This is a genomic window from Halalkalicoccus tibetensis (assembly GCF_037996645.1).
GTDB lineage: Archaea > Halobacteriota > Halobacteria > Halobacteriales > Halalkalicoccaceae > Halalkalicoccus > Halalkalicoccus tibetensis.
This window is the reverse complement of record NZ_JBBMXV010000002.1, coordinates 397,566-422,610: the sequence shown is the minus strand read 5'-3', so window position 1 is coordinate 422,610 and position 25,045 is coordinate 397,566. Positions and strand designations below refer to the sequence as shown.

Below are 25,045 nucleotides of genomic sequence, written 5' to 3'. Positions count from 1 at the left end.
CACGAATGACCCGCTCCACCCCGCGACTCAGCCCCCGCACCGTGTTCGGCCGCGTGAGAAGCGCCAGCGTCCGCGAGTACCTCTCGGAGCACGGCGGCGCGCGCCACTCCTTTTACGGCTACGGGAAGGTCGCGGTGCGGGATGGGATCGACCTCCTGCTCGAGGAGCGCCCCGAGGCGACGAACGTCGTCCTGCCGGCATACCTCCCCTACGGGATCATCGAGCCGTTCCGCGAGGCCGGCCTCGAACCGCGCTACTACGGCTGTGATCGAGGGCTCCGGCCGGACCTCGACGCGCTCGAGGCTCGGCTCGATTCGGACTCGCTCGCGGCCATGTTCGTCCACTACTTCGGCCAGCCCCAGGCGCGGGAGACGATCGACGCGATCACGGAGCTGTGTTCGGAGTACGGCGCGTATACGATCGACGACAACGCCCATTCCGTGCTGAGCACGCTCGACGACCGGCTGCTCGGGACGTTCGGCGACATCGGGATCACGAGCCTCCGGAAGACACTGCCGATCCCCAACGGCGCGGCACTCTTCCTCGGCAACGAGGCGCTGCCGGCCGACTCGCTGTCGCGCAACGAGGTCCGAGAGAGCTACACGAGGGCCGACTATCGCTACTGTGCGCGGGCGTTCGGCCGGTCGATGAGCGGGCGACCGGGGTTCGAACAGGCGATCTCGATGCTCCGTTGGGCGAACGACCACCGGCCCTACCGGACCAACGGTCACGTCCACAAGAGCGACATCGAGGAGGACCCCCACGAGATCTACGAGTCGACCAAGGTCCCCATGTCCCGCCTCTCGATGCACGTGATCGAGCGCACCGACCCGCTCGACGTGATCGCCGCCCGGCGGGCGAACTATCGGGTCTGGGACCGCGAGCTACGCGACCTAAACGGCGTCGAGCCGGTCTTCGACTCGCTGTCGGAGGGGACCTGCCCGCAGTACTTCCCCGTCATCGTCGACGACCCCGACGACCTCGGACCGCTGTCGTCGGTGGCGAAGCCGTGGCCTCCCCTTCCCTACGAGATCAGGGATGACGGCGAGTTCGCCACGGAGAACCACCTCTCGACGCATCTCCACACACTGCCGGTCCATCAGGGATTGGACCTCCGCGATCTGGGACCGTTGCTCGAGGAGGAGGCGTAGACCGAAGTCGCTCGGCGCCAACGATCGAACCATGACCGGCGGACACGCGAACGCGGGCTATCGGAGGCTGTTCGACAGCGACGCGCTGACCTTCGGGACCGGCTTCCCGCTCTCCGAACGCGGTCGGGGAACCCCCCCGATCGACCGGGAGCTTGAGATGGCCGAACACGCCGAAGCGGTCGGGTTCGACGCGCTCTGGGCCCGCGACGTGCCGACCGACTGGCCCGACTTCCGGGATACGGGCCAGGACTACGACGTCTGGCCGTGGCTCTCGGCGGTCGCTGCCCGGACCGACGAGGTCGCGCTCGGCACCGCGAGCGTCGTCCTCCCGCTTCGTCACCCGTTGCACGTCGCGAAGGCGGCCGCCTCGGTCGACCGACTCTCGGAGGGGCGGCTCGTGCTCGGGATCGCCTCCGGGGACCGCCCGCCCGAGTACGCGGCGTTCGGGGTCGACGAGGACGACCGCGGGGCACTGTTCCGCGAGAGCGTCGACCTGCTCAGGACCGTCTGGCGCGAGGAGTTTCCCGAACACGACTCACGGTGGGGCCGGCTCGACGGGAGCGTCGGCGTCGTGCCCGATCCCACAACCGAAACCCTACCGCTTCTGGTGACCGGCCACGCCCGCCAGTCGCTCCCGTGGATCGGCGAGCACGGCGACGGCTGGCTGTTCTACCACCTCCCGCGGCGCACCCTCGAGGACTACCTCGACGACTGGCGGGAGGCGGGCGGCGGCAAACCGTTCGCGATGTCGATGGGCGTCGAGCTCGCCGACACCGACCCCGAACACATCGAACAGGGCTTTCGCGCGCGAAGCGACTGGTTCGTCGAGTACTTCCGCGAGATCGGCGAGTGGGGCGTCGATCACGTCCTGGTCTCCGTGCGCGGCGAGGACCGCGAGGCGGCGCTGGCGCGCTTCGCGAGCGAGGTGATCGAGCACGTGTGACTCACCAGATCCCGAGCGCGAGCCCGAGCAGCTCGACGATCACGTAGAGCCAGAGGACGTAGGCCAGCCCGGAGAGCGCGACCGTGATCGCGACCAGGTTGACGACCCGCCGACGGCTGCGTCGCGCCTCGTCGAGGCTACAGATCCCCTCGCTTCGATAGAGATAGACCCCCAGTGCACAGAGGAGGAACGTTAACCCGGCCAGCCGGAATACCCAGGCGTACTGGTAGTAGAGCAGGTCGGTGAGCGAGGCGGCGTAGCTCACGCTCCCCAGGCCCAGTAGGACGGTCACGACCGGGGTGAAACAGCAGAGCCCGCCGACGAACGCCGAGGCCGGCACCGCAAGCGAGAGAAAGCGCCTGTCCTCGGCCGTCAGCTCGTCGTCTGCCCCCTCCATGCGAGGGGAGAGGCCCTCCTCGTAGAAAGATGCCGCGGCTCGCGGGTTGCTCGTCGTGTCTCCATGGGTTCGGGCGGATTCGAACCACGAGGACTTCGCTCTGCTCGTCCTCTGGGTCCGAACCCCCCTCTCGTCACGTCGCTGGCGCTCGCGGAAGTGCTCGCGCCAGCAAAGTGGGTTCGGGCGGATTCGAACCACGGTCGCTCCACTTCGTTCCGCTCCCTGCTCCGAATCGCCCTCACGAAATTCCGGCGCGACTCGCGGGATGCTCGTCGTGCCTCCATGGGTTCGGGCGGATTCGAACCACCGATCTCGGCCTTGTAAAGGCCGCGTCATAACCAACTAGACCACGAACCCGTATCCGGACGAACTCGTCCCGATCGAATAACGGTTTCTTTCTCGACCGGAAGCCCTTACCCCGATGGCGCCCACCCTCGAACATGGCCTCCCGTCGGCTGTCGCTGCTGGTCGCCGCCCTCCTGATCGCCGCGGTCGTCCTCGCTTTCGCCTACCAGCTCGGACTGCTCGCCTACCTCACCGGCACGGAGGACCGCGCGACGGTGACGATCTCCGAGGAGGGCGGCGAGACGCTCGCGACCGTCGAGGCGGAGGTCGCCGACACCCCGCCCGAGCGCTACACCGGTCTCTCCGATCACGAGTCCCTCGGCGAACACGAGGGCATGCTGTTCGTCTTCGGGAGCGAGGACACCCAGAGCTTCGTGATGCGCGACATGGCCTTCCCGATCGACATGATCTTCGTCGGCGAGGACGGGACCATCACGACGATCCACGAGGCGCCCGTCGAGGACGACGATTCGAGCTACCGCGGCGAGGCCAAATGGGTCCTCGAGGTGAACTACGGCTACGCCGCCGAACACGGGATCGAGGAGGGCGACCAGGTCGGCATCGAGTACCGGTGATCGGCCGGGTTTCGGTTCGTAACAACCCTTTTTGCCGCGCGTCGCCTCGTTCGCGTAATGGCTGTTCAGGAGGGTGACGACGACCCGTTCGAGGAGCAGCGAGAACGGGTCGACGACTCGATGCAGCGGCTCTTTCGCCGGTACGGCTCGGAGAACGCCTTCGAGTACGCCGTCGCGATCGTCGCGAGCGTCCTCGCCCGCCTGCTCGATCTGGTACCGCCGGTCATGCTCGGGGTCGCCATCGACGCGATCTTCACCGACTCGCGGGCGTTCGGCCTCGGACCCGTCCCGGCGGAGTGGCTGCCGGCGACCCAGGAGGGCCAGTTCGCCCTGACGGTTGCGATCATCGCCGGCTCGTTCGCGCTCGGCGCGGTCTTTCACTGGCTGCGGAACTGGGGCTGGAACGCCTCCTCCCAGAACATCACCCACGACGTTCGGGTCGACGCCTACAACCAGATGCAGCGCCTGGGGATGGACTTCTTCTCCGACAAACAGACCGGCGAGCTCATGAGCATCCTCTCGAACGACGTCAACCAGCTCGAGCGCTTCCTCAACGACGGGCTGAACTCCGCCTCGCGGCTGATCGTGATGGTGATCGGGGTCTCGCTGGTGCTGTTCACCTACAACTGGCAGCTTGCGCTCGTGGCGCTCGTTCCGGTGCCGCTGATCGCGCTGTTCACCTACGGCTTCATCTCGATCATCCGCCCGAAATACAAGACGATGCGCGCGACCGTCGGCGCGCTCAACTCCCGCCTGGAGAACAACCTCGGGGGGATCCAGGTGATCAAGTCGAGCAACACCGAACGTTACGAGGACGACCGCGTCGACGACGCCTCGATGGAGTACTTCGACGCCAACTGGGACGCCATCTGGACGCGGATCAAGTTCTTCCCGTCGCTGCAGGCGATCTCCGGGTTCGGCTTCGCGCTGACGTTCGTCGTCGGGGGCTACTGGGTGTTCGCCGGCGCGCCGGGCCCGCTGACCGGCGAGCTCACGCTGGGGACGTTCGTCGTCTTCATCCAGCTCAGCCAGCAGCTCACCTGGCCGATGGCCCAGTTCGGGCAGGTGATCAACATGTACCAGCGCGCCGAGGCCTCGAGCGCCCGCGTCTTCGGGCTGATGGACGAACACGGCGCGCTCGCCGACGACGACGAGCTGCCCGACCTCGCGGTCGAGGGCGGTCGCGTCGAGTACGACGACGTCACCTTCGGCTACGACGAGGAGCCGATCGTCGAGGGGGTCAGCTTCACCGTCGAACCCGGCGAGACGGCCGCGCTGGTCGGGCCCACCGGCGCGGGCAAGTCCACCGTGCTGAAGCTCCTGCTCAGGATGTACGACGTCGACGAGGGCGAGATCCGGATCGACGGCCAGGACGTTCGTGACGTGTCGCTGCGGAGCCTGCGTCAGTCGATCGGCTACGTCGGCCAGGACACGTTCCTCTTCTACGGCACCGTACGGGAGAACATCGCCTACGGCACCTTCATCGCCGACGACGAGGAGATCGTCGAGGCCGCGAAGGCCGCGGAGGCCCACGAGTTCATCCGGGACCTGCCGGAGGGCTACGATACGATGGTCGGCGAGCGGGGCGTGAAGCTCTCGGGGGGCCAGCGCCAGCGGATCTCGATCGCCCGCGCAGTGCTGAAGGACCCCGAGATCCTCGTCCTCGACGAGGCGACCAGCGACGTCGACACCGAGACCGAGATGCTGATCCAGCGCAGCCTCGACGAACTCACCGAGGACCGGACGACGTTCGCGATCGCCCACCGGCTCTCGACGATCAAGGACGCCGAACGGATCGTTGTTCTCGAGGACGGCCGGATCGTCGAACACGGCGGCCACGACGAGCTGCTCGAGAACGGCGGGCTCTACGCCCACCTCTGGGGCGTGCAGGCGGGGGAGATCGACGAGCTTCCCGAGGAGTTCATCGAGCGAGCGGCGAAACGTCAGGCCCGAACGGAAGCGGGCAACGATTGACGCAACGACGCCTCGATCGGCGCGATCGATGTCCCTCCGCGACCGCAGAAATACGCAGCATCGGGCGATCCTGCCGTCTCGTTCGGGTCGGAGCCGAGCGCCTCAGAGCGACTCGTCGCCGGGGTTGACGTCCTGACCGGGGGCGCCCTCCTCCTGCCTGTCTTCCCCCGCCGCGGGGGGCGTGCGGTCGGAGTAGTTCTTCCGGCCGATCGCCTCGTCGCCGACGAAGTTCATGATCATCGTCTCGAGGTCGCCCGCGTCCTGGTAGGTCTGGTCGTTGTCCTGTAGCGGCGCGAGGATCTCCTCGAGGGTGGTCGTCTCCTCGGAGAGCTGGAACTCGGCGTCGCCGTACTGCTCGATGAGGTCGTCGTTGTCGATGGGGTAGTCGATCTCCTCCTCCATCGTCTCCTCGAACTCGCCGAACTCGACGCCCTGCTCCCTGCTCTCGTCCTCGCCCATGGTGGTGGAATCGTCGTCGCTCATAGCACTCGAACGTCGATGCCCGCACACAAAACGGTTCCTCCTGCAAGCCCCGCTACCGCCGGAACTAACTCGCCGCTCCGCGACCTGCCCGCATGCACCTCCCCGACTCCACGTGGACCGAGGCGGGCGCCCTCGACACCGACCTCGCCCTTCTCCCGGTCGGCAGCACCGAACAGCACGGCCCCCATGCCGCCCTCGGCACCGATGTCGCCACCGCCGAGGCCGTCGCCGACGCCGCCACCGACGCCTACGACGGCGAGGTGGTCGTCGCTCCCTCCATACCCGTGGGGGTCGCCGAGGAACACCGCCAGTTCCCGGGGACGCTGTGGGTCAGCCCCGACACCTTCCGGTCGTACGTCCGCGAGACGGTCGCCGCCCTCGCCCACCACGGCTGGGACCGCGTCGTCGTCGTCAACGGACACGGCGGCAACGTGCCCGCCCTCGGCGAGGTCTGTGCGACGATCTCCCGGCGGGACGCGGCCTACGCCGTCCCGTTCACCTGGTTCGAGGGGGTCGGCGATCACAGGGAGGAGATGGGCCACGGCGGCCCCCTCGAGACCGCGCTGTTGCGCCACGCCGCCCCCGACCTCGTCCGTGAGGGCCGGATCGAGGAGGCCGCAACGGAGGCCGCCGAGCGCTGGGGCGAGTGGGTCTCGCGGGTGAACCTCGCGGTCGATTCGGCGGAGTTCACCGAGAACGGCGTCGTCGGCGATCCACGCGAGGGTTCGAAAGAGCGCGGCGAGGAGCTGCTCGCCCTCGCGAGCGCGGCGCTCGTCGAGCTGCTTTCGGCGATCGAGGGTCGCGACCTCGCGCCACCCGAACGGCGGTAGGCGTTACTCCTCGGTCTCTTCGTCGTCGCTCTCCTCCGACGACTCCGTTTCGTCCGCATCCTCGTCGTCGCTTTCCTCCTCAGTCCCCCCGGTGCCGGCGTCCTCGAGCTCGCCGCGGAGCTCGGGGACGGTGCTCGCGAGCTCGCCGACCTGGCCCTGGGCGGTCTCGACGGTCTCGATCAGCGCCGCCAGCTCGTCGAGCTCCTCCTCGAGCTCCTCGGGGTCCTCGAAGGCGTCGGCGCGCTCGCCGACCATGAACCACTTGCGGGCGTCCCGGAGGTTCTCGTCGGCCTCGCCGACGTCGAGCGAGGACTTCAGCGAGTTGAGCACGCCGAGGGTGTTCTCGGCGTCGACCGCCCAGATATCCCCGGCCGCCGGGAGCTCGCTCCGGGCGGCGTCCATGTTCGCCTCGACGTCCTCGCGGATCTCGCTCGCGGCCTCGCCGAGCAGGTCGTCGTCGTCCAGTGTCGATTGGCTCATGACGAACGGTTCGCCCCCCGTCCGTTTAATACTGACCCGACCGCGAGGTGAAAGTGAAACCGACTCATTCGACGCTTTCGACCCGCATCCGCGGGTAGCCGTCCTCCAGTTCCATCTCCGTATGTACTGTCACGCCTTCGTAGTCGACGCGGATCTCGACGTCCATCAGCGGGCCCTGAAGCTCGGTGTAGCCGATCGTGGGGTCGATCGCCTCCTGCAACCTGTCCTCGCGGATCGCCACCGACGCCTCGACGCAGTGGGGCTGGTTCTCGATCGCCTCCTCGATGGCGCGCTCCAGTCCGGGGGCGCTCTCGCGGTCGACCGGCGTCCCCGTGAACTGGTGATAGAGCGTGCCGAACTTGATGCCCGCCTCGAAACAGGCGACCTCGCTGTCGGTTGGCATGAGGGGAGGTGGATCGGTCGGCGAAAGGCCCTTTCGGTGTCTGCGTCGGCGTGTCACGAAGACCCTATACAGGAGCGGTCCGTTCTCCCGATATGGACTACAGCGCGAGCCTCGACAGGGCGATGGACGAGGTCCCGGACATCGAGGGCAGCAGCGAGCGCCTCTCGATCCCCGACGCACAGGCCCAGAAGGACGGCGCGTTCACCCGACTCACGAACCTCGGGGAGATCGCCGACCAGCTCAACCGCGAGGCCGAACACCTCCACCGGTTCATCCAGCGCGAACTCGGCACCAGCGGGAAGTTCGACGACGGGCGGGGCCGATACAACGGCAACTTCGGTGGCGAGGAGCTCGACGCCGCGGTCTCGAGCTACGTCGAGGAGTACGTCCGCTGTTCGGAGTGTGGGCTGCCCGACACCCGTCTCGTGCGCGAGGACCGCACCCCGATGCTTCGCTGTGACGCCTGCGGGGCGTTCCGCCCGGTCACGAAGCGCACCCAGTCCACGGGGACACAACAGCAGGACGCAGTCGAGGAGGGTCAGACCTATGAGGTCAAGATCACCGGCACGGGCCGGAAGGGCGACGGCGTCGCCGAGCGCGGCGAGTACACGATCTTCGTCCCCGGCGCGAGCGAGGGCGACGTCGTGACGATCTACATCGAGAACATCAGCGGCAACCTCGCCTTCTCGCGGATCTCCCAGTAGCCCGCGCCAGCCCGTCGCGACGAGGCCGGCGAATCGGCGGATCGCCGCGCGAATCGCACGTTTCTTAGGGTTCGGCGGCGACCCCTCAACTGAATGGACGCTCCCGTCTTGCTGACCGGGTCCGAGGGACGGGTCGGCCGCGCGATCGTCGAGCGTCTCGCCGATGAGTACGACTGGCGCCTGCTCGACCGCGAGCCGCCGGCCGAGGATCGGCCCGGCGAGTTCGTCGTCTGCGATATCACCGACTACGACGACGTTCGCGAGGCGATGGAGGGGATCGGCGCGGTGGTCCACCTGGCGGGCGACCCCCGCCCCGAGGCCCCCTGGGACAGCGTCCTCCGCAACAACATCGACGGCACCCACACGGTGCTGGAGGCGGCCGTCGACGCCGGCGTCGACCGGTTCGTCTTCGCCTCCTCGAACCACGCGGTCGGCGCCTACGAGACCGCCGATCGGACCCCCGACATCTACCGCCCCGACGACGGGTTCGCCCTCGACGGCGCGGAGCTGCCCCGACCGAGCAACCGCTACGGCGTCTCGAAGGCCGCCGGCGAGACCTTAGGGCGGTTCTTCCACGACGAACACGGTCTGAGCGTCGCCTGCGTGCGGATCGGCAACCTCACGGAGGGCCACCCGCCGAAGGACTACGAGCGCGGACAGGCGATGTGGCTCTCCCATCGGGACTGCGCGCATCTCTTCGATCGGTGTCTCGAAGCCGATTACGGCTACGAGATCGTCTACGGTATCTCCGATAACGACCGCAAGTACTACTCGATCGAGCGCGCCCGGGAGGTGCTGGGCTACGACCCGCGGGACAACTCCGCCGACTACGACTGAACGCCGGTGATCTCGAGCTCGCCCGAGCGGTTCTCGACGCGCGCCTCGATCGTCCGCGCGCCGGTATCCCCGAGCGGTTCGACCTCGATGCGCGCCGGCCGGTCGCTGCGCGCGAGCTCCTCGATCGAGTCCTCGTCGGTCCGGCTGCGGATGCGGCCCTCGATCTCGTTTTTGTGAACCGAGACGGTCACCTCCTCGAACTCGATCTCCCTGTCGGGATCGTTGTTGACCTCGCCGGCAGTGATGAACACGCGGATGTCGTCGCCGTCTGCGGTGCTGTACTGCATGTCCGTCCCTTGGTTGCGCCCGCCTATTGAAACATTGCCGTCAGTTGCCGGGGTCGAACAGTCCCTCGACGTCGCGCTCGCGGACCCGCCGCCGGTCGACGTGCTCGGCGAGCCGACCGTAGACGAGCCCACGGCGGGCGGGATCGCGGACGAAGTCGGTACAGAGCGCGAGGAAGGCGTTCGATTCGTCGGCCGCGATTGCCTCGCGGGCGTACTCACAGCCCCGTTCGACGGGTTCGACCCCATAGCCCTCGGCTGCCGCGACGAGCGGGGCGGCGTCGAGACACTCCTCGACCCTGAGCCCCGGAAGTGAGGGCGCCTCGCCCCGGTGGACGAGCGGGGGCGGGCTCGTCCGTTCGATCCACTCGGGATCGCTCTCGAGAGCCGAGAGCGCCTCCCGGACCGGCCCGAGGTCCAGACCTCTGTAGTCGGTCGGAAGCCCGTCGAGATACTCCCGGGCGCTCCCGGCGAGGCCGGTCGCGCCCGCCCAGTTCCGGTTCCGTGCGTGGTGGATCGCAGCGGTGTACTGGATCAGCCCGTGAAGCAGGCGTTCGTCGTCGCCCTCGGGGAGCTCGAGCCACGGCTCCTCCCACGCGTCGTGGGCGGCGTGGTAGTGGCCGGCGTTGTGGATCGCGACGCCGACGTGGAGCGCCCGCTCCATCGCCGATTCCCGGCCGCGGGGCGCGTTTCCGTCGTCGTTCATATAAGATGTCTGCATTTGCAAGCGCCGAATATCTCCGGCGAGTCGTAGTTTGTTGGTGTGACATGAACACTACTCATGTCGGTCGACAGACGGCGCTCGCGACGACGCACGCCGCGGACGGACAGGGAGGTGTGAGCCATGCTTGAGCTCGCGATCCTGTTTTTCATCCTCGCGATCGTGGCCGGGGCTCTCGGCGCCGGCGGGGTCGCGGGACTGTCGATGACGATCGCCAAATGGCTGGTGCTCGCGTTCCTGGTCCTGGCGATCATCTCGCTCGTTCTGTGAGGTCGGCCGACGGCCTCGCGGACGACGCGGTTTACTGGATACCGTAGTGGCCTGATTCTCCGGGAATACGGTCCGAGACGTTGCAGATCCCACATACCCAGGTCTCCCCCTGTCGATCGTAGGACCCGACGGTCTTCGCCCCACACCACCCACAGTACTGCTCCTGCATACACCCTTGTCTAGGGGTACCATGGGATATAGCTTTGGTTAGCGATCGGATACGATTCGGGGATGACGGTGACAAGAAACGCGAAAAAACCGAACGCCCGTGACCGCCGGGCCGATCAGCCCTCGTCTTCCTCTTCCGCTTCCTCCTCGTCGACGTCGGCGTCCTCGTCGGCCGTCGCGCCCTCGAGGGTGAAGGTGACTTCTTCCTCCTCGCCCTCCTCGAGGGTGACTTCCTCCTCCTGGGGCTCGAACTCCTCTTCGAGGCTCTCGACGGTGATCAGGTAGTCGCCCGGCTCGAGTTCGGACTCGGGGCTGGCCTCGCCGTCCTCGAGGGTCTCCTCGCTGATGTTGTGGGTCGTGACGCCGTCGAGCTCCTCGACCGAGATCTCGACGCCGGTCGAGACCGGCTCGCCGTCCTCGTTCTCGAGGCTGATCGTCAGCTCCGGCGCGTCGTCTCCCTCGTCGAGGTCGATGTCGTCGCCGTCGTCATCGCCGTTTTCGCCGTTCTCCTCCTCGTCGTCGCCGTTCTCGTCGTCGGCACAGCCCGCCAGTCCGACGAGTGCGGCGCTCCCGGCGGCGAGGACGACCCGCCTCCGGCTGTATCTCCGATCGTTCATACTCCTCTAGTCTCATATAAATATATAAAAAAGGTTTTGTAGTTGGATGGTAACAGTATGCAAAGAACCGCCGGACGCGGCCAGCTTGCCGTCCGGATCGGAGCATCACTACCCCTCGACCGAGATGCGGGTGACGGCTCGGTCGCTGCGTTTCGCTCGTACCGACAGAAGAAACGTCTCGACGGCAGTTCCACGCACGAGAGCGACAGCGGGTGGAGTACACGTCGGGATACGGATCTACCGGATCTTCGACTCGTCAAAAACCGGCGCGGTAGCTCCGGTGTGAAACGAACCTCCTGACGGAGTCTCACGCTCACTGCGTTCGCTTCACTCCCTGTTCAAATCCTCGCACCGTCCGTTCTCGGAACACGAACGGTTCGCTTCGCTCGCCGGGTTCCGAAAGCGTCCTGACGGAGTCTCACGCGAACGCAGTGAGCGTGAGGCAAGTCAGGCCGCGAATGAAATGAGCGTCCTGACGGAGATTTGAACTCCGGTCACAGGCTCCGCAAGCCCGTAGGATGGTCCACTACCCTATCAGGACTCATCTCACGCTATGCCGGTTCCGTTTAAAGGGGTTACGATCCGACCCGCTTACCGTCACGTGACCGCGTCTGATCACCCAGTCGTTATTTAGAACTTATATATTATTTCTGTCTTGTTTCTGGCGTGACCTCCCGTGAGCGACTCTGAGCCGACACGGCGGCCATCTCCCGACGAGGATGGTCGTGGTGTGACACGTCGATCGGTGCTTGCCGCCGCGTCGGTCGTCGCCACGGCGGTCACCCCGGTGCTTGGCGGGGCGACGGCGACGACGAGATCGGTCGACGCCGACCGGTCGTTCGACCCGACCCGCCACGGCTTCGGGTTTTACAACTGGCGCGTCCAGGACGGACCCTTCCCCGGTACCGATGCGGCCCTCAAGGAGGGCTGGCGCGAGCCGTTCGAGCGTGTCTTCGACCGGCCGATGTCGGACCTGCCCGACGGGCTCGTCGACGCGCTCGCCCGCCACGCCCGCGAGGGCCTGCTCGAGGCGACGCGGACCAACGGCTACTGCTACGGCATGGTCTTCGCCGCCCAGCAGTACTTCGAACGCCCCGGCTCGATTCCCGGCGGTTTCGACCTCGCGAGCGACGTCATGGACCCGTACGCACCCCGAACGAGCGACCGGACGCCGGTCCTCGACGAGATCATCGACTACCATACCACCCAGTACCTCGATCTCCACGCCTGGCTCGGTCGGTACGCCCTCCTCGATCCGTCGCTGATCGACTACGAGTCCCAGATCGCCGACCTGATCGCGATGATCGACACGTTCGGAACGGCGGGCATCACCGTCTTCTCGGAGGATTCGCTTCGCTCCCACCAGATCCTCGTCTACGACTACGAGCGCCACTCCGATCGGGTGGATCTCATCGCTTACGACCCGAACTACCGCGCGGAGGTCTACGATCGGTTTACCTACACCATCGAAGTCCACACGGGCGGCGGGTCGCCCGCCCCGGACCCCATCGAGTACGGGGCGGGGTATGATCACTTCCTCCACAACGAGTACGATCGCTCCATCAGCGCGCGCGACGAGTCCGGTCCCCTCGCGGACGCCTCTCTCTACGACAGGCTGTTCGGCACGACGCTGTTCGTCACGGGCGACCCCGCCGTCCGGACGCACGTCGTCGACCCGAGCGGCCGCCGGCTCGCCCGTACCGGCGGCGTCGATCCCCTCCACTATCGGTACGGCGCATCCGAGGGCACTTACAGGATCTCGGTCACCGGCCGGGAGGCCGGCGAGTACGCCATCGACCTCTACGCCGGCGGTCGGAACCGGACCTATCTCGAGGAGACGCTCGAGGGGTCGGTCGGCGCCGGCGAGACCGACCGATACGACGTGACGATCGACGCCGACGGCGCCACCCTGGACTCCGGGCTCGCCGGCGCGGCGCTGCTCGGCACCGCCGGCGGATACGCCTACCACCGCCGCTCGTGAGCGATCCCGGTTCGATCGGGAGAGCACGCTCTTCGATCCCCGCCATCGAAGGATCTCGGTGCCGTGGTCTGCGACATCGTTGCCCGGCGGGCGACGACGGCTCCCGAAAGCGGAGCGCTTATTTTCAATAACCGGATAGTAACGGGCAGGTCCGTAGCGAGGGAGTTTCCGGGACCTATTTTACTACTGACATCAATGGCAACGGATCACACGTCACGCGGTCGGCTCGGCGGGGTATCGGCGGTAATCAAGGAATACGGGCTCGCGTTCGTGATGGTCGCGAGCTACTTCGGCTCCGGCTCGGTGTTCATCGCGAGCCAGGCCGGCGTCGCACACGGCTACACCCTGCTGTGGGCGGTCGTCGGCGCGGCGCTGCTGGGCTTCATGGCCCAGGACATGAGTGCCCGGCTCGGCATCCACGGCACCTCGTTGATGGTGTTCGTCAGGCGCAAGCTCGGGCGGGGCGGCGCGACGGCCGTCGCGCTGTTCCTCTCGATCGGCTGTGTCGCCTGGACCATCGGCCTGGTCGCCGCGGTCGGGGCAGCCGTCCAGTTCGTCACCGGCGGGGCGGTCGCCTGGCAGCCGGTCGCGGTCGTGACGACGTTCGTCGCGATGGGGGTCGGCCTGCTGAACTACGACCTCGTCGAGAACTTCATGATCGCGATGATGCTCGCGCTGATGGCGATGTTCCTGATCGTCATGATCCCGAGCGGCGCGGACCCGACGGCGGTCGCGACCGGGTTCGTCCCGACGGTGCCCAACACCGCCGCGCTCACCGTCGCGGCCGGGCTGCTCGGGACGACCGCGCTCTGGCCCAACTTCTTCCTCGAGTCGATCCTCGTCGAGAAGAAGGGCTGGACCACTGAATCCGACCTCTCGACGATGCGAAAGGACCTCGCGGTCGGCTATACGGTGGGAGGGATCACGACGATGGCGATCCTGATCGTCGCCGCCGCGCTCCTGCCCGCGCTGGGCTACACCACCCTCGAGTCGTTCATCACGCCCGGCGAGGCGCTCGTCGAGGTGTTCGGCGCGTGGGCGATGATCCTCTTCGTCGCCGGGACCGCCGCCGCGGCGTTCAACAGCATCATCCCGATCATGTGGACGCCCGCCTACATCATCCCGCAGGCGATGGGCGAGGAGCCGACCAAGGAGAGCCGGCTGTTCAAGCTCATCTTCGTCGGCGGGACGAGCTTCGGCGTGTTCTCGCCGTTGGTCGCCTCCACGCTCGGCCTCGGCGTCGTCGACATGGTCGTGCTGTTCCCGACCTACAACGGCATCTTCGGGCTGCCGCTGGCCGCGGCGTTGCTGTTCTGGGCGGTCAACGACCGCGAGACGATGGGCGAGCACACGAACACGCTGAAGTACAACGCCGTCAACGCGGCGCTCGTCCTGCTCGCGATCGTCCTCGCGGTGCTCGCGGTGCAGGACTTCATCGACATGCTCTTCGGCGGCGGGCTGTAGGCCGTCGACCGACCGCGTCCCGGGATCCCGTCGGAGCGGCTCCCCAACGACGACGCGCACCGACCACCAGACGTATTACCCCCGGCCGTTTTCGCCCGACAGTGTCCCCCGAACTCGCCGCCCTCCTCGCGCTGATCGCGCTGTTCGCCGGCGTCGGGATCACCGCGATCGGCCCCGGCGGCGTCTTCGTCACGATCGCGCTGTTCGCGCTGTCGCCGCTCTCGACCGCGGAGGTCGCGGGCACCGCCAGCGCGACGTTCGTCGCGACCGGCCTCCTGGGAAGCCTCGTCTACCTCCAGTCGGGCGAGTTCGCACAGGGCCACGCCCGCGAGATGGCGATCGTTCTCAGCGTGACGAGCATCCTCGGCGCGCTCGCGGGCTCGCAGCTCAACCTCCTGTTGCCCGAGGCGGTCTTCGGCTACCTGCTATCGGCGTTCGTCGCCTGCATCGGCGGCGTGATCGTCTATCGCGAGCGAGTCGGGCTGCGCCCCTCGAACCGCCTCGACGCCGTCCCCGACCGCCAGCGCCGGATCCTGATCGGCTCGATCGGCTTCGGGGTCGGGGTGCTCGGCGGGCTGCTCGGGGTCGGCGGCCCCGTCGTCGCCGTGCCGATCCTCGTGGTCCTCGGGGTGCCGATGCTCGTGGCCGTCGCGGTCGCGCAGGTCCAGTCGGTGTTCATCTCCGGGTTCGCGGCCGCCAGCTACGCGCTCGCGGGCGCGGTGTCGATCCCCGTCGCGCTGCTCGTGGGGATCCCCCAGCTGATCGGCGTCGTCGCCGGCTGGAAGGTCGCCCACCTGGTCGATCCCGGCCGGCTGCGGGTGATCCTGGGGGTCGTCCTGATCGTGGTGGCGCCGACGCTGCTGCTCTGAAAAGCCCTCGGGCTGGCTTGGCAGCCAGCCCTCGCCCTTTTTATGTCGCTAAGAAAGGCCGCGAAGCGGCCTTTCTGGGTCCCGGAAATCGAAGATTTCCGAGGACCACCAGGTGCCGCCGAGTCGCGGCGCGTGATCACGCGCCGCTCTCAGGGCGCCAGCCCTCCCCCGCCCTACTCGCAGAGCCGCCGTGAGTGGCGGCTCCGCTCGAACCGGCCATCGAAGTGGGACGAGGATTCGATGGTCGCCATCGAGAGTGGGCCCTCCTCCCCGTTCCTGAAGATCCTCGCTCCCGTGTCGCTCACCGAAACACTGCGGTTCGCTTCACCTCCCGCATTCGCCGCAACGGGGCCGAAACACTACCCTTTTCACCCCGCTTCCGATATAAGACGGTAATGGGCCGACGAAAGAAGATCGTTCAGGAGTGTGAACGGCTGATGGACAACCCGGACCACATCCGGAACATCGCCATCGCCGCACACGTCGATCACGGGAAGACGACGCTGACCGACAACCTGCTGGCCGGCGCGGGCATGATCGCCGACGAGGGCGAGGCCACCCGGCTGATGATGGACACCGAGGAGGACGAACAGGAGCGTGGCATCACCATCGACGCGGCGAACGTCTCGATGACCCACGAGTACGAGGAGACCAACCACCTCATCAACCTCATCGACACGCCGGGTCACGTCGACTTCGGCGGCGACGTCACCCGCGCGATGCGCGCGGTCGACGGCGCCCTGGTCGTCGTCGACGCCGTCGAGGGCGCGATGCCCCAGACCGAGACCGTCGTCCGCCAGGCGCTCCGGGAGGGCGTCAAGCCGACGCTGTTCATCAACAAGGTCGACCGGCTCATCAGCGAGCTCCAGGAGGGGCCCCAGGAGATGCAGCAGCGTCTCATGTCGGTCATCGGCGACGTCAACGAGCTCATCCGCGGGATGACTGAGGACATGGACGACATCGACGAGGACTGGACGGTCTCCGTCGAGGACGGCACCGTCGCCTTCGGCTCGGCGCTCTATCGCTGGGGCGTCTCGATGCCCTCGATGCAGGCGACCGGCATCGACTTCGGCGACATCATCGAACTCGAGCGCAACGACGAGCGCCAGGAGCTCCACGACCGGACGCCCCTGTCGGACGTCGTCCTGGACATGGTCTGTGAGCACTTCCCGAACCCCGTCGAAGCCCAGCCCCGTCGTATCCCGCGCATCTGGCGCGGCGACGACGAGTCGGACCTCGCGGAGGGCATGCGGTTGGTCGACGACGAGGGCGAGGTCGTCCTGATGGTCACCGACATCGGTATCGATCCCCACGCCGGCGAGATCGCCGCGGGCCGTGTCTTCTCGGGCACCATCGAGAAAGGTCAGGAGCTCTACGTCTCGGGTACCGCGGGCAAGAACCGCGTCCAGTCCGTCGGCATCTACATGGGCGGCGAGCGAGAGGAGGTCGAACACGTCCCCGCGGGCAACATCGCCGCGGTCACCGGGCTGCGCGACGCGATCGCCGGCTCGACGGTCTCCTCCGTGGAGATGACCCCCTTCGAGTCGATCGAGCACATCTCCGAGCCCGTCATCACCAAGAGCGTCGAGGCCAAGAGCATGGACGACCTGCCGAAGCTCATCGAGACGCTGCGACAGGTCTCGAAGGAGGACCCCACGATCCAGATCACGATCAACGAGGACACCGGCGAGCACCTCATCAGCGGGCAGGGCGAGCTCCACCTCGAAGTGATCACCCAGCGCATCGAGCGAAACCAGGGAATTCCCGTCAACACCGGTGAGCCGATCGTCGTCTTCCGCGAGGCGATCCAGCAGCCCACCGACACCGTCGAGGGGATCTCGCCGAACCGCCACAACCGCTTTTACCTCACCGCCGAACCCCTCTCGGAGGAGATCGTCGAGCAGATCAAGCTCGGCGAGGTCTCGATGGACATGCCCGAACAGGAGCGCCGCGAGGTGCTTCAGGAGACCGGCATGGACAAGGACACCTCCCAGAACGTCGAACACATCTTCGGTAGCAACATCCTGATCGACGACACGAAGGGGATCCAGCACCTCAACGAGACGATGGAGCTGGTCATCGAGGGCCTCGAGGACGCCCTCGACGAGGGTCCCCTCGCCGGCGAGCCCGTCCAGGGGACGCTGCTGCGCCTGAACGACGCGCGCCTGCACGAGGACACCATTCACCGGGGTCCCGCACAGGTCATCCCCGCGGTGCGACGCGCGGTCCACCGCGCGCTCATCGCCGGCGAGATCGCGCTGCTCGAGCCCATCCAGAACGTCCGCATCGACGTTCCCAGCGAGCACATGGGATCCGCCAGCGGCGAGATCCAGGGCCGCCGTGGCCGCGTCGACGACATGTATCAGGAGGGCGACCTCATGGTCATCGAGGGAATCGCCCCCGTCGACGAGATGATCGGCTTCTCGAGCGACATCCGGAGCGCCACCGAGGGCCGGGCCTCCTGGAACACCGAGAACGCCGGCTTCCGCGTGATGTCTGACACCCTCCAGCGCGAGACCATCATGGAGATCCGCGAGCGAAAGGGCATGAAGCTCGAACTGCCCGAGTCGATCGACTACTTCTAAGGGACCTTTTTCATCGTCGGGTGTGCTCACTTCGTTCGCACACCTCTCTCGAAAAATCTCCTCCATCACCAGAACGCTTCGCGTTCTGGTTAGCAGCCGGAAATCTGAGATTTCCGGCGACAAAAAGCCGGCGCGGCTTCGCCGCGCCGGTCCGCCACCGCAGACGCCCAGTTCCGGCTCTCTACGGACAGTCGTCCACCGAGCCACGAGTATGTCTCGACGGGGTGGTCGTCGGCGGGAACCCAGCACGGGTCCCTAGCGACCGGACTACCCGTGCTCGACGAACTCGATCAGCACCCCGCCCGTGGACTTCGGGTGCAGGAAGGCGACCTCGTGGCCCCACGCGCCGGGACGGGGCTCCTCGTCGATGAGCTCGACCCCCTCCGCGCGGGCGTCGTCGAGCGCCGCCTCGACGTCATCGGTCTCGAGTGCGAGGTGGTGGATCCCCGGCCCGTTTCGCTCGAGATACCGGGCGATCGTCCCGCCCTCGCGGGGCTCGAGCAGCTCGAAGCAGCCGTTCCCGAGGTCGAGAAAGCGCACGTCCATCCCGTCGAACCGCTCCTCGTGGACGAGCGGGGCGTCGAAAACGGTCCCGAACAGCTCGGTCAGCCCCTCCGCATCGTCGGTCGCGATGCCGGCGTGATCGAAGCGCATACGTCCCGTAGCGTGCCGGTCGGTATAGTCTCGCCCCTCGGCGACTCGCTGCCTCCTCCGAAAACGAAAAACCCGACGTCAGTAGAACTCGCGGACGAGGTCCATCGCGCCCTCGGGAGCACCGTCGGGGATCTCGTTCATCGGCTCGTCGATGCCGAGGCGCTTCTCGTAGCCCACGCTGTCGTCGTCCTGGTAGAGCACGCCCTGATAGATGTTATCGAAGTCCATGATCTTCTCGCGGGCCTGGTCGTAGTCGGTGGGGTCGTGCTCCTCCTCCTCGTCCTCGAGGTCGATCAGCGAGTCCCGGAAGAAGTCGTAGGTGTCGACGTCGTTGAACGTCACACACGGGCTGTAGGTGTTGACCAGCGAGAAGCCGTCGTGCTCGATGGCCTCCTCGATGATCTCGGTGTGACGCATCGCGTCCGAGGAGAACGACTGGGCGATGAAGCTGCCGCCGGCGGCCATCGCCAGCGCGAGCGGGTGGACCGGCGACTGCTTGGTCCCCTCGGGCGAGGTCGAGGTCTCGAAGTCCTCGCGGCTGGTCGGCGAGAACTGCCCCTTCGTCAGCCCGTAGATCCTGTTGTCCATGACGACGTACGTCATGTCGACGTTCCGCCGGACGGCGTGGATGAAGTGGCCCGCGCCGATCGAGTAGCCGTCGCCGTCCCCGCCCGCGACCATCACTTCGAGGTCGGGGTTCGCGAGCTTCACGCCGGTGCCGACCGGCAGCGCGCGCCCGTGGACGCCGTGGAGCGCATACGAGTGCATGTACGTGCCGATCTTGCCCGAGCAGCCGATCCCCGCGCAGATGAAGGTGTCGTCCGGGCTGTTGCCGGTGTTCGCCAGTGCCTTCATCATGCCGTTCATCGTCCCGAAGTCGCCGCAGCCGGGACACCACGTGGGTTGCTTGTCCGACTTGAAGTCGGTGAAGTGTGCCTGAGAGCTCATGCTGTAACCTCCGATTCGGCGGCGAACGCCTCCGTGATCCGATCGACGAGTTCGTCCGCGTTGAACCGGACGCCGTTGTATTTGTTGATGCGCTCGACGCGTGTAAGGGTGTCGCGCTCGACGACGTCCGCGAACTGGCCCGTCGCGTTACACTCGACGACGACGGTCTTCTCGGCGCTCTCGACGGCCTCGGTCAGGTCCGGCCGCGGGAACATGTACGGCACCGAGATGAACCGCACGTCGATGTCGAGCTCCTGCATCGCCTCCCTGATCGCGCCCTCGTTCGAGCCCCACGAGAGCACGAGGTTCTCCGCGTCCTCGTTGCCGAACTCCCGGGGCGACCAGTCCTCCTCGTTCTGGGCGGTCTCGACCTTCCGGTTTCGTTTGTCGACCTGCTGGACCCGCTCGTCGGTGTCCTCCGTCCGCCGGCCCAGCTCGTCGTGCTCGAGGCCGGTGGTCATGTGTGCGCCCTCGACGGTGCCGGGGAACGCCCGGGGGCTGATACCGTCGGCGGCGTCGTAGTGGGGCTGGAAACGACCCTGCTCGTCCATGTACTGGTCGATGTCGTCCTCGTCGACGACCTTCCCGCGGTCGATCTCGACGGCGTCCATGTCGAACTCCTCGGGCGAGAACGTCTGTTCGGTCACCGCCATCGCGAGGTCCGAGACCACGTAGACCGGCGTCTGGTACTTCTCGGCGAGGTTGAACGCCTCGATGGTCTTGTGGAAACACTCGGCGATCGTCGTCGGCGCGAGGACGAAGCGAGGGATCTCGCCGTGGCCGCCGTACAGCGTCATGTTCAGGTCGCCCTGCTCCTGTTTGGTGGGCATCCCCGTCGAGGGGCCCGAGCGCATCACGTCGGCGATCACGAGCGGCGTCTCGGTGGTCGCGATGAGGCCGAACGTCTCGGTCATCAGGTCGATCCCCGGCCCCGAGGTGGCGGTCATCGAGCGGGCGCCGGCCCGTGCCGCGCCCAGCGCCATGTTGATCGCCGAGAGCTCGTCCTCGGCCTGCACGACGGTGCCGCCGTACTCGTCGATCCGACCGGTGAGGTACTCCATCACGTTCGTCGCGGGGGTGATCGGGTAGCCCGCGTAGAACCGACAGCCGGCGACGAGCGCGCCCATCCCGATGGCCTCGTCGCCGTTGAGCAGCACGTAGTCCTCGTCGGTGGTGTCGAGGTCGTAGCCGAAGTCGTGGTCGTAGTTCTCGCGGACGTAGTCCCGGCCCTTCCGGGCGGCCTCCTGGTTGTTGTCCACGAGCTTCTGGCCCTTGTCGCCGAAGCGCTTCTCGAGGGCGCTGTCGAGGTGTTCGATCGGGAAGTTCGCCACTTCACAGGCGGCCCCGAGCGCGACGACGTTCTGCATGATAGCGCCGCCGGCGTCCTCCGCCAGCGACTTGAGCGGCACGTCGAGGGGGATCTGCTCGTCGGGCACCTCGGCGTCCCACGAGCGCTCGCCGTCGTAGATGACGACGCTGTCCTCGTGGAGCTCGTCGAGGTTCTCGTCGATGGTGCGCTGGGTCAGCGCAACGAGGATGTCGAGCCGGTCGACGACGCTGTTCAGCTCGTCGACTGAGGTCCGGATCTTGTAGGCGGTGTAGCCGCCGCGGATCCGCGATGCGAAGTCCTTGGATGTGAAGACGTGTCGTCCAGCCCGTGAGAGAGCCTGGGCGAAGATCTTCCCCGTCGAATCGATCCCGTCGCCGGCTTCGCCGCCGACGGCCCAGTTTAAGTCCTCAGGCATGTGGGTTAGGGGTAGCCCGGCCGCGGACAAAAAGCCTTCCGTAACCGCCCTTTGCTGCCCGCTTGCCGGCGCAAGCAGCCGACTACGGGACGTCGGAGGCCGGGGCGCCGATATGCCACCCTCTACCGACGCCCCCAACCGGTCGGGACGACCCGGCCGTCGTACCCTCGGCAGGGCCGTCGGGGAGGGGAAGCCCTTTGTTCGAACCGCGGGTATCCCCGGACATGGAACCCACTGACGTGACGATCGAGGCGGTCAGGGACGTCGGCAGCGACACCGTCGCGGTCGACCTCGAGACCCCCGAGGGCTTCGACGCGCGGCCCGGCCAGTTCGTCAAACTGTCGACCGACGTCGACGGCGAGCACGTCTCGCGCTTCTACACCCTCTCGTCGCCCGACGTCGGCGAGACCTTCGAGACCACCATCGGGATCGACCCCGAGGGCGAGCTCGGGCCGTGGATCGTCGACGCCGAGGGCGAGACCGTCACCGTCGAGGGCCCCTACGGCAGCGCCTACTACGAGGACGAACCCGACTCGCTGATCCTCGCGGGCGGGCCGGGCGTCGGCCCCGCGGTCGGCATCGGCGAGCGCGCGCTGGCCGACGGCAACGACGCCACGGTCGTCTACTGCGACGACGAGCCCGTCCACGAGGACCGGCTGGCCGAGCTTCAGGGGGCGGGCGCGACCGTCGTCGTCACCGACGAACTGGCCGACCACGTCGCGAGCTACTACGACGGCCAGCAGGTCTTCGTCTACGGCTTCCAGGAGTTCGTCACCGAGGCGCTCGACGCCCTCGAGGACGCCGGCGGCGACCCCGACGACGCGAAGGTCGAGAACTTCGGATGAAAGCCCTCGGGCTGGCTTGGCAGCCAGCCCTCGCCCTTTTCATGTCCCAAGAAAAGACCGCTTCGCGGTCTTTTCGGGCTGAGCGGCGACGACGTCGCCGCGAGGTCCGCGGGAACCCCGTTCCCGCGAGATCCCGGAAATCGAAGATTTCCGAGGACCACCAGGTACCGCCGGGTCGCGACGCGCGGTCACGCGCCGCTCCCGAGTGAACCAGCCCTTCCCCGCCCCACTCGCGGAGCCGTCGGAAGTGACGGCTCCGCTCGTGCCGGCCGCCACTACCGTGAACCGCGACTATCCGTCTAGCCGGGCGCTCGTCTCCCGGAACAGCCCGTCGAGGATCTCCGGCAGCGTCGGGTGATACGCTCTATCAGGTAGCTCCCGGACGTCCAGCCCGAGCTCGACGACGATCTGCATCGTCTTGGCCATCGAGTCGGCGTGGTGGTGTAGCCCTTGGTAGCCGAGCACAGTCCCGTCCTGTGCGACCACGAGCGTCGCGAGCCCCTCGGGGACGTCCTTCACCTTGAACACGCCGTCGCTGGCGGCCGCGCGGGTGACGACCTCCGGGTCGTACCCCTCCTCGCGGGCGCTCTCCTCGGTGTGGCCGACGCGGGCGAACGGATACACCCCCAGCCCGCTGAAGATCACGCGGTGGACGACGTTCTCGTAGGGCAGCAGCTCGCGGCCCGCTTTGTGGGCGACGAGGTTGTCCGCGGCGTGATAGCCCTGCTCCTTCGCGACGTGGAGGATCGGCTCGCGGCCGTTGGCGTCCCCGACGACGAACGTATGAGGGTCGTCGCGTGCCCGCATCGTGTCCTCGACCCAGCCCTCCTCAGGCGAGAGGTCGGTGTTCTCGAGCCCCAGCCCGTCTAGGTTCGGCTTCCGGCCGGTGAACGCGAACAGCTGGTCGGCCTCGAGGCTCTCCGTCCTCCCGTCGTGTTCGACCTCCATGCGGACCCCGCCGTCCTCGCCCCGCTCGACCGAACGCTCGGTCGCGTCCGTCAGCACCTCGATCCCGAACTGCTCGCGGTAGAGGTCGAGAACGGTGTCGCCGTACCCTGGGGGGGCCTCGTCGATCGGCCGCTCGTCGTGCTCGATGACGGTGAGCTCCATCCCGGCGGCCTCCGAGAGATAGGGGACGAGTTCGAGGCCGACGTAGCCGAAGCCCATGACGATCCCCGAGTCGGGGAACTCCGTCGTATCGAGGACGTCCGCGCTGGTCATGGGATCGACCTCGTCGATCCCCGGGAGGTCGGGGACGTTCACCGTCGAGCCGGTCGCGATCACGACGTAGTCGGCCTCGATCTCCCGATCGCCGACCGCGAGGGTATGCGAGTCGACGAAGCGCGCCGTCTCGTGGATGAACTCGACGTTCTCGCGCTCGGCGAGCTCGTGGACCGCGTCACGGCGGTGTTCGGCGAACTCCGAGACCTGGCGGTCCTTTCGCTCGACGACCGCCCCGATGTCGACCTCGGGGATCCCGGAGAGCCGGTTGTCGTGGCGGGCCTGGAACCGGTGAGCTGCGGCCGAAAGCACCTCTTTCGAGGGCATACAGCCCCGGAGGATACAGAGCCCGCCGCCCGGGTCGCCGTCGTCGATCAGGGTCAGCTCGACGCCCCTGTCGGCCAGTGACTCCGCAACGGCGACGCCGGCGCTGCCGTAGGCGCCGACGATCGCGACGTGTGTCATGCCCCCTGGTTCGGTGTGGATCGGTTTAGCCGTTCCCCGTTCGCGCTCCGCTCCCGGCTACCGCGAGATCCCGTCGCTCCCCTCGTCGATCACGCGTTCGACCTCCGCGGGGGTGACGACCGCGATGTCCCCCGGAACGGTGCGCTTGAGCGACGCCGTCGCCGCCCCGTATTCGAGCGCGCTCGCGACGTCCCCGCCCGCGATCCGCCGCGCGAGGAAGGCGCCGACGAAGGCGTCGCCCGTCCCGATGGGGTCGTGGGTCTCCGTCTCGAAGGCGGGCTGCTCGATCAGCTCCCCGTCGTGATGGGCGAGCGCGCCCTCGGCTCCCAGCGTGAGCACGACCGTCTCGAAGCCCCACTCGTCGGCCAGCCCGCGGGCGACCGCCTCCCGGTCGCCCTCCGCACCGAGGACGTCCCGCGCGTCCCGGACCGCGGTCACGAGCACGTCGACGTCCTCGAACAGGCCCGTCAGCGTCTCACGGGCCTCCTCGGGCGACCAGAGCTTGCTCCGGTAGTTCAGGTCGAACGCCGTCCTCGTCCCCGCGTCCTGGGCCGTCCAGAGCAGCGTTTCGGTGGTCTCTTCGAGGGTCTCGGAGAGCGCGGGGGTGATCCCGCTCGTGTAGAACCACTCCGCCTCGCGGATCCGCTCGGTGGGCAGCTCCTCGGCGCGGGCGGTCGTCACCGCCGCGTCCGCCCGGTCGTAGATCACGTCCGTCCCGCGGGGCTCGCCCGCGAACTCGATGTAGTAGGTGCCCTGACGGCCCTCCTCGCTCAGGACGGCGTCGGTCTCGAGCCCGTAGCTCTCGAGCTCGCCCGTGACGCGCCGTCCCAGCGGGGAGTCGGGCAGCTTCGAGGTCCAGACGGCGCCGGCGCCCAGTCGGGCGGCGGCGACCGCGACGTTGCTCTCGGCGCCGGCGGCCCGCACTTCCAGCTCGGTCGTCGTTTCGAGGCGCTCGTTGCCCGGCGGCGAGAGGCGCACCATCGTCTCGCCGAACGTCACGAGATCGGTCATGGCCCGTCCTTGTGTGGGGTCCCTAAAAGCTCCCGTCATCCGTCGACGTTCACTTTCACCGCGGTTGGCCCACCT

Annotated in this window: 25 protein-coding genes and 2 tRNA genes; 13 read left to right on the top strand and 14 right to left on the bottom strand. The window is 67.5% G+C overall.

What is annotated here, in order from left to right; all coding sequences use genetic code 11:
• Positions 1 to 5: 5 nt before the first annotated feature.
• On the top strand, positions 6 to 1,151 hold the full coding sequence (locus WOA58_RS07615; protein ID WP_340603587.1) for a DegT/DnrJ/EryC1/StrS family aminotransferase: 1,146 nt from the start codon (positions 6 to 8) through the stop codon (positions 1,149 to 1,151).
• A gap of 31 nt (positions 1,152 to 1,182) precedes the next feature.
• Positions 1,183 to 2,094 carry a TIGR03571 family LLM class oxidoreductase gene (locus tag WOA58_RS07610; RefSeq protein WP_340603586.1) on the top strand — a complete coding sequence of 304 codons (912 nt, stop codon included), beginning with the start codon at positions 1,183 to 1,185 and terminating at the stop codon, positions 2,092 to 2,094.
• 1 nt (position 2,095) lies between these two features.
• On the opposite strand, the gene WOA58_RS07605 is transcribed toward WOA58_RS07610, so the two are convergent.
• Both WOA58_RS07605 and WOA58_RS07600 read right to left on the bottom strand, forming a co-directional pair.
• Positions 2,096 to 2,491 carry a hypothetical protein gene (locus WOA58_RS07605; protein ID WP_340603585.1) on the bottom strand — a complete coding sequence of 132 codons (396 nt, stop codon included), beginning with the start codon at positions 2,489 to 2,491 and terminating at the stop codon, positions 2,096 to 2,098.
• A gap of 283 nt (positions 2,492 to 2,774) precedes the next feature.
• A tRNA-Val gene (locus tag WOA58_RS07600) sits at positions 2,775 to 2,848 on the bottom strand.
• An 83-nt stretch (positions 2,849 to 2,931) separates the two neighbouring features.
• Here WOA58_RS07600 and WOA58_RS07595 point away from each other — a divergent pair.
• On the top strand, positions 2,932 to 3,411 hold the full coding sequence (locus WOA58_RS07595) for a DUF192 domain-containing protein (RefSeq protein WP_340603584.1): 480 nt from the start codon (positions 2,932 to 2,934) through the stop codon (positions 3,409 to 3,411).
• A gap of 57 nt (positions 3,412 to 3,468) precedes the next feature.
• Positions 3,469 to 5,385, top strand: coding sequence for an ABC transporter ATP-binding protein (locus WOA58_RS07590; protein WP_340603583.1), 1,917 nt, complete (start codon positions 3,469 to 3,471; stop codon positions 5,383 to 5,385).
• Between the two features lie 102 nt (positions 5,386 to 5,487).
• Here WOA58_RS07590 and WOA58_RS07585 read toward each other — a convergent pair whose 3' ends face one another.
• Complete coding sequence (locus WOA58_RS07585) at positions 5,488 to 5,868, bottom strand: DUF5789 family protein (protein WP_340603582.1); 381 nt, start codon at positions 5,866 to 5,868, stop codon at positions 5,488 to 5,490.
• Positions 5,869 to 5,960: 92 nt separating this feature from the next.
• On the opposite strand from WOA58_RS07585, the gene WOA58_RS07580 reads away from it, so the two are divergent.
• A complete protein-coding gene (locus WOA58_RS07580; RefSeq protein ID WP_340603581.1) occupies positions 5,961 to 6,698 on the top strand; it encodes a creatininase family protein in 738 nt (245 codons plus the stop codon).
• Between the two features lie 3 nt (positions 6,699 to 6,701).
• Here the strand turns inward: WOA58_RS07580 and WOA58_RS07575 are convergent, their stop codons facing one another.
• Positions 6,702 to 7,178: a DUF5790 family protein gene (locus WOA58_RS07575; RefSeq protein ID WP_340603580.1), complete on the bottom strand. Its 477-nt coding sequence runs from the start codon at positions 7,176 to 7,178 to the stop codon at positions 6,702 to 6,704.
• A 64-nt stretch (positions 7,179 to 7,242) separates the two neighbouring features.
• Positions 7,243 to 7,581, bottom strand: a complete 339-nt coding sequence (locus WOA58_RS07570; RefSeq protein ID WP_340603579.1) for a dihydroneopterin aldolase family protein — start codon at positions 7,579 to 7,581, stop codon at positions 7,243 to 7,245.
• Between the two features lie 92 nt (positions 7,582 to 7,673).
• Here WOA58_RS07570 and WOA58_RS07565 point away from each other — a divergent pair, with 92 nt between their 5' ends.
• Positions 7,674 to 8,285 carry a translation initiation factor IF-2 subunit beta gene (locus WOA58_RS07565; protein WP_340603578.1) on the top strand — a complete coding sequence of 204 codons (612 nt, stop codon included), beginning with the start codon at positions 7,674 to 7,676 and terminating at the stop codon, positions 8,283 to 8,285.
• Positions 8,286 to 8,378: 93 nt separating this feature from the next.
• Positions 8,379 to 9,122, top strand: a complete 744-nt coding sequence (gene azf, locus WOA58_RS07560) for an NAD-dependent glucose-6-phosphate dehydrogenase Azf (protein ID WP_340603577.1) — start codon at positions 8,379 to 8,381, stop codon at positions 9,120 to 9,122.
• On the opposite strand, the gene WOA58_RS07555 is transcribed toward azf, so the two are convergent.
• Positions 9,113 to 9,409: a hypothetical protein gene (locus WOA58_RS07555; protein WP_340603576.1), complete on the bottom strand. Its 297-nt coding sequence runs from the start codon at positions 9,407 to 9,409 to the stop codon at positions 9,113 to 9,115. The two genes, azf and WOA58_RS07555, sit on opposite strands and share 10 nt — an antisense overlap.
• Before the next feature lie 40 nt (positions 9,410 to 9,449).
• Positions 9,450 to 10,070 (bottom strand): DUF309 domain-containing protein, encoded by a 621-nt coding sequence (locus WOA58_RS07550; RefSeq protein WP_390220741.1) that lies wholly within the window; start codon positions 10,068 to 10,070, stop codon positions 9,450 to 9,452.
• Between the two features lie 180 nt (positions 10,071 to 10,250).
• Here WOA58_RS07550 and WOA58_RS07545 point away from each other — a divergent pair, with 180 nt between their 5' ends.
• Positions 10,251 to 10,397, top strand: a complete 147-nt coding sequence (locus tag WOA58_RS07545) for a DUF1328 family protein (protein WP_340603574.1) — start codon at positions 10,251 to 10,253, stop codon at positions 10,395 to 10,397.
• A gap of 284 nt (positions 10,398 to 10,681) precedes the next feature.
• On the opposite strand, the gene WOA58_RS07540 is transcribed toward WOA58_RS07545, so the two are convergent.
• Both WOA58_RS07540 and WOA58_RS07535 read right to left on the bottom strand, forming a co-directional pair.
• Positions 10,682 to 11,182, bottom strand: coding sequence for a hypothetical protein (locus tag WOA58_RS07540; protein WP_340603573.1), 501 nt, complete (start codon positions 11,180 to 11,182; stop codon positions 10,682 to 10,684).
• A gap of 468 nt (positions 11,183 to 11,650) precedes the next feature.
• Positions 11,651 to 11,723 (bottom strand) — tRNA-Arg (locus tag WOA58_RS07535).
• A 189-nt stretch (positions 11,724 to 11,912) separates the two neighbouring features.
• On the opposite strand from WOA58_RS07535, the gene WOA58_RS07530 reads away from it, so the two are divergent.
• From WOA58_RS07530 to WOA58_RS07515, 4 genes are all read left to right on the top strand, one after another.
• A complete protein-coding gene (locus WOA58_RS07530) occupies positions 11,913 to 13,163 on the top strand; it encodes a hypothetical protein (RefSeq protein ID WP_340603572.1) in 1,251 nt (416 codons plus the stop codon).
• Between the two features lie 195 nt (positions 13,164 to 13,358).
• Positions 13,359 to 14,627: an Nramp family divalent metal transporter gene (locus WOA58_RS07525; RefSeq protein WP_340603571.1), complete on the top strand. Its 1,269-nt coding sequence runs from the start codon at positions 13,359 to 13,361 to the stop codon at positions 14,625 to 14,627.
• A gap of 101 nt (positions 14,628 to 14,728) precedes the next feature.
• Complete coding sequence (locus WOA58_RS07520; RefSeq protein ID WP_340603570.1) at positions 14,729 to 15,496, top strand: sulfite exporter TauE/SafE family protein; 768 nt, start codon at positions 14,729 to 14,731, stop codon at positions 15,494 to 15,496.
• 395 nt (positions 15,497 to 15,891) lie between these two features.
• Positions 15,892 to 18,081, top strand: a complete 2,190-nt coding sequence (locus tag WOA58_RS07515; RefSeq protein WP_340603569.1) for an elongation factor EF-2 — start codon at positions 15,892 to 15,894, stop codon at positions 18,079 to 18,081.
• A gap of 267 nt (positions 18,082 to 18,348) precedes the next feature.
• Here WOA58_RS07515 and mce read toward each other — a convergent pair whose 3' ends face one another.
• The 3 genes from mce to WOA58_RS07500 all read right to left on the bottom strand — a co-directional run bounded on the left by mce (position 18,349) and on the right by WOA58_RS07500 (position 21,428).
• Positions 18,349 to 18,735, bottom strand: a complete 387-nt coding sequence (gene mce / locus WOA58_RS07510) for a methylmalonyl-CoA epimerase (protein ID WP_340603568.1) — start codon at positions 18,733 to 18,735, stop codon at positions 18,349 to 18,351.
• Positions 18,736 to 18,813: 78 nt separating this feature from the next.
• The gene (locus WOA58_RS07505) at positions 18,814 to 19,683 is read right to left on the bottom strand and encodes a 2-oxoacid:ferredoxin oxidoreductase subunit beta (RefSeq protein WP_340603567.1); all 870 of its coding nucleotides are present in this window, start codon (positions 19,681 to 19,683) and stop codon (positions 18,814 to 18,816) included.
• Positions 19,680 to 21,428, bottom strand: coding sequence for a 2-oxoacid:acceptor oxidoreductase subunit alpha (locus WOA58_RS07500; protein ID WP_340603566.1), 1,749 nt, complete (start codon positions 21,426 to 21,428; stop codon positions 19,680 to 19,682). Before WOA58_RS07500 ends, WOA58_RS07505 begins: the two co-directional genes overlap by 4 nt.
• A gap of 224 nt (positions 21,429 to 21,652) precedes the next feature.
• Here WOA58_RS07500 and WOA58_RS07495 point away from each other — a divergent pair, with 224 nt between their 5' ends.
• The gene (locus tag WOA58_RS07495) at positions 21,653 to 22,273 is read left to right on the top strand and encodes a ferredoxin--NADP reductase (protein WP_340603565.1); all 621 of its coding nucleotides are present in this window, start codon (positions 21,653 to 21,655) and stop codon (positions 22,271 to 22,273) included.
• Between the two features lie 291 nt (positions 22,274 to 22,564).
• Here WOA58_RS07495 and WOA58_RS07490 read toward each other — a convergent pair whose 3' ends face one another.
• Together WOA58_RS07490 and kdgK1 are read right to left on the bottom strand one after the other, a co-directional pair.
• Positions 22,565 to 23,959 (bottom strand): dihydrolipoyl dehydrogenase family protein, encoded by a 1,395-nt coding sequence (locus WOA58_RS07490; RefSeq protein WP_340603564.1) that lies wholly within the window; start codon positions 23,957 to 23,959, stop codon positions 22,565 to 22,567.
• Between the two features lie 57 nt (positions 23,960 to 24,016).
• Entirely contained in the window at positions 24,017 to 24,970 is a 954-nt protein-coding gene (kdgK1, locus tag WOA58_RS07485; protein WP_340603563.1) for a bifunctional 2-dehydro-3-deoxygluconokinase/2-dehydro-3-deoxygalactonokinase, read from the bottom strand.
• Positions 24,971 to 25,045 lie beyond the last annotated feature (75 nt).

What these genes read in the sequence shown, in the direction of transcription:
- WOA58_RS07615 (WP_340603587.1), top strand. Translation starts at nt 6, where the DNA reads ATGACCCGCTCCACCCCGCGACTCAGCCCCCGCACCGTGTTCGGCCGC.
- WOA58_RS07610 (WP_340603586.1), top strand. Translation starts at nt 1,183, where the DNA reads ATGACCGGCGGACACGCGAACGCGGGCTATCGGAGGCTGTTCGACAGC.
- WOA58_RS07605 (WP_340603585.1), bottom strand. Translation starts at nt 2,491, where the DNA reads ATGGAGGGGGCAGACGACGAGCTGACGGCCGAGGACAGGCGCTTTCTC.
- WOA58_RS07595 (WP_340603584.1), top strand. Translation starts at nt 2,932, where the DNA reads ATGGCCTCCCGTCGGCTGTCGCTGCTGGTCGCCGCCCTCCTGATCGCC.
- WOA58_RS07590 (WP_340603583.1), top strand. Translation starts at nt 3,469, where the DNA reads ATGGCTGTTCAGGAGGGTGACGACGACCCGTTCGAGGAGCAGCGAGAA.
- WOA58_RS07585 (WP_340603582.1), bottom strand. Translation starts at nt 5,868, where the DNA reads ATGAGCGACGACGATTCCACCACCATGGGCGAGGACGAGAGCAGGGAG.
- WOA58_RS07580 (WP_340603581.1), top strand. Translation starts at nt 5,961, where the DNA reads ATGCACCTCCCCGACTCCACGTGGACCGAGGCGGGCGCCCTCGACACC.
- WOA58_RS07575 (WP_340603580.1), bottom strand. Translation starts at nt 7,178, where the DNA reads ATGAGCCAATCGACACTGGACGACGACGACCTGCTCGGCGAGGCCGCG.
- WOA58_RS07570 (WP_340603579.1), bottom strand. Translation starts at nt 7,581, where the DNA reads ATGCCAACCGACAGCGAGGTCGCCTGTTTCGAGGCGGGCATCAAGTTC.
- WOA58_RS07565 (WP_340603578.1), top strand. Translation starts at nt 7,674, where the DNA reads ATGGACTACAGCGCGAGCCTCGACAGGGCGATGGACGAGGTCCCGGAC.
- azf (WP_340603577.1), top strand. Translation starts at nt 8,379, where the DNA reads ATGGACGCTCCCGTCTTGCTGACCGGGTCCGAGGGACGGGTCGGCCGC.
- WOA58_RS07555 (WP_340603576.1), bottom strand. Translation starts at nt 9,409, where the DNA reads ATGCAGTACAGCACCGCAGACGGCGACGACATCCGCGTGTTCATCACT.
- WOA58_RS07550 (WP_390220741.1), bottom strand. Translation starts at nt 10,070, where the DNA reads ATGGAGCGGGCGCTCCACGTCGGCGTCGCGATCCACAACGCCGGCCAC.
- WOA58_RS07545 (WP_340603574.1), top strand. Translation starts at nt 10,251, where the DNA reads ATGCTTGAGCTCGCGATCCTGTTTTTCATCCTCGCGATCGTGGCCGGG.
- WOA58_RS07540 (WP_340603573.1), bottom strand. Translation starts at nt 11,182, where the DNA reads ATGAACGATCGGAGATACAGCCGGAGGCGGGTCGTCCTCGCCGCCGGG.
- WOA58_RS07525 (WP_340603571.1), top strand. Translation starts at nt 13,359, where the DNA reads ATGGCAACGGATCACACGTCACGCGGTCGGCTCGGCGGGGTATCGGCG.
- WOA58_RS07515 (WP_340603569.1), top strand. Translation starts at nt 15,892, where the DNA reads ATGGGCCGACGAAAGAAGATCGTTCAGGAGTGTGAACGGCTGATGGAC.
- mce (WP_340603568.1), bottom strand. Translation starts at nt 18,735, where the DNA reads ATGCGCTTCGATCACGCCGGCATCGCGACCGACGATGCGGAGGGGCTG.
- WOA58_RS07505 (WP_340603567.1), bottom strand. Translation starts at nt 19,683, where the DNA reads ATGAGCTCTCAGGCACACTTCACCGACTTCAAGTCGGACAAGCAACCC.
- WOA58_RS07500 (WP_340603566.1), bottom strand. Translation starts at nt 21,428, where the DNA reads ATGCCTGAGGACTTAAACTGGGCCGTCGGCGGCGAAGCCGGCGACGGG.
- WOA58_RS07495 (WP_340603565.1), top strand. Translation starts at nt 21,653, where the DNA reads ATGGAACCCACTGACGTGACGATCGAGGCGGTCAGGGACGTCGGCAGC.
- WOA58_RS07490 (WP_340603564.1), bottom strand. Translation starts at nt 23,959, where the DNA reads ATGACACACGTCGCGATCGTCGGCGCCTACGGCAGCGCCGGCGTCGCC.
- kdgK1 (WP_340603563.1), bottom strand. Translation starts at nt 24,970, where the DNA reads ATGACCGATCTCGTGACGTTCGGCGAGACGATGGTGCGCCTCTCGCCG.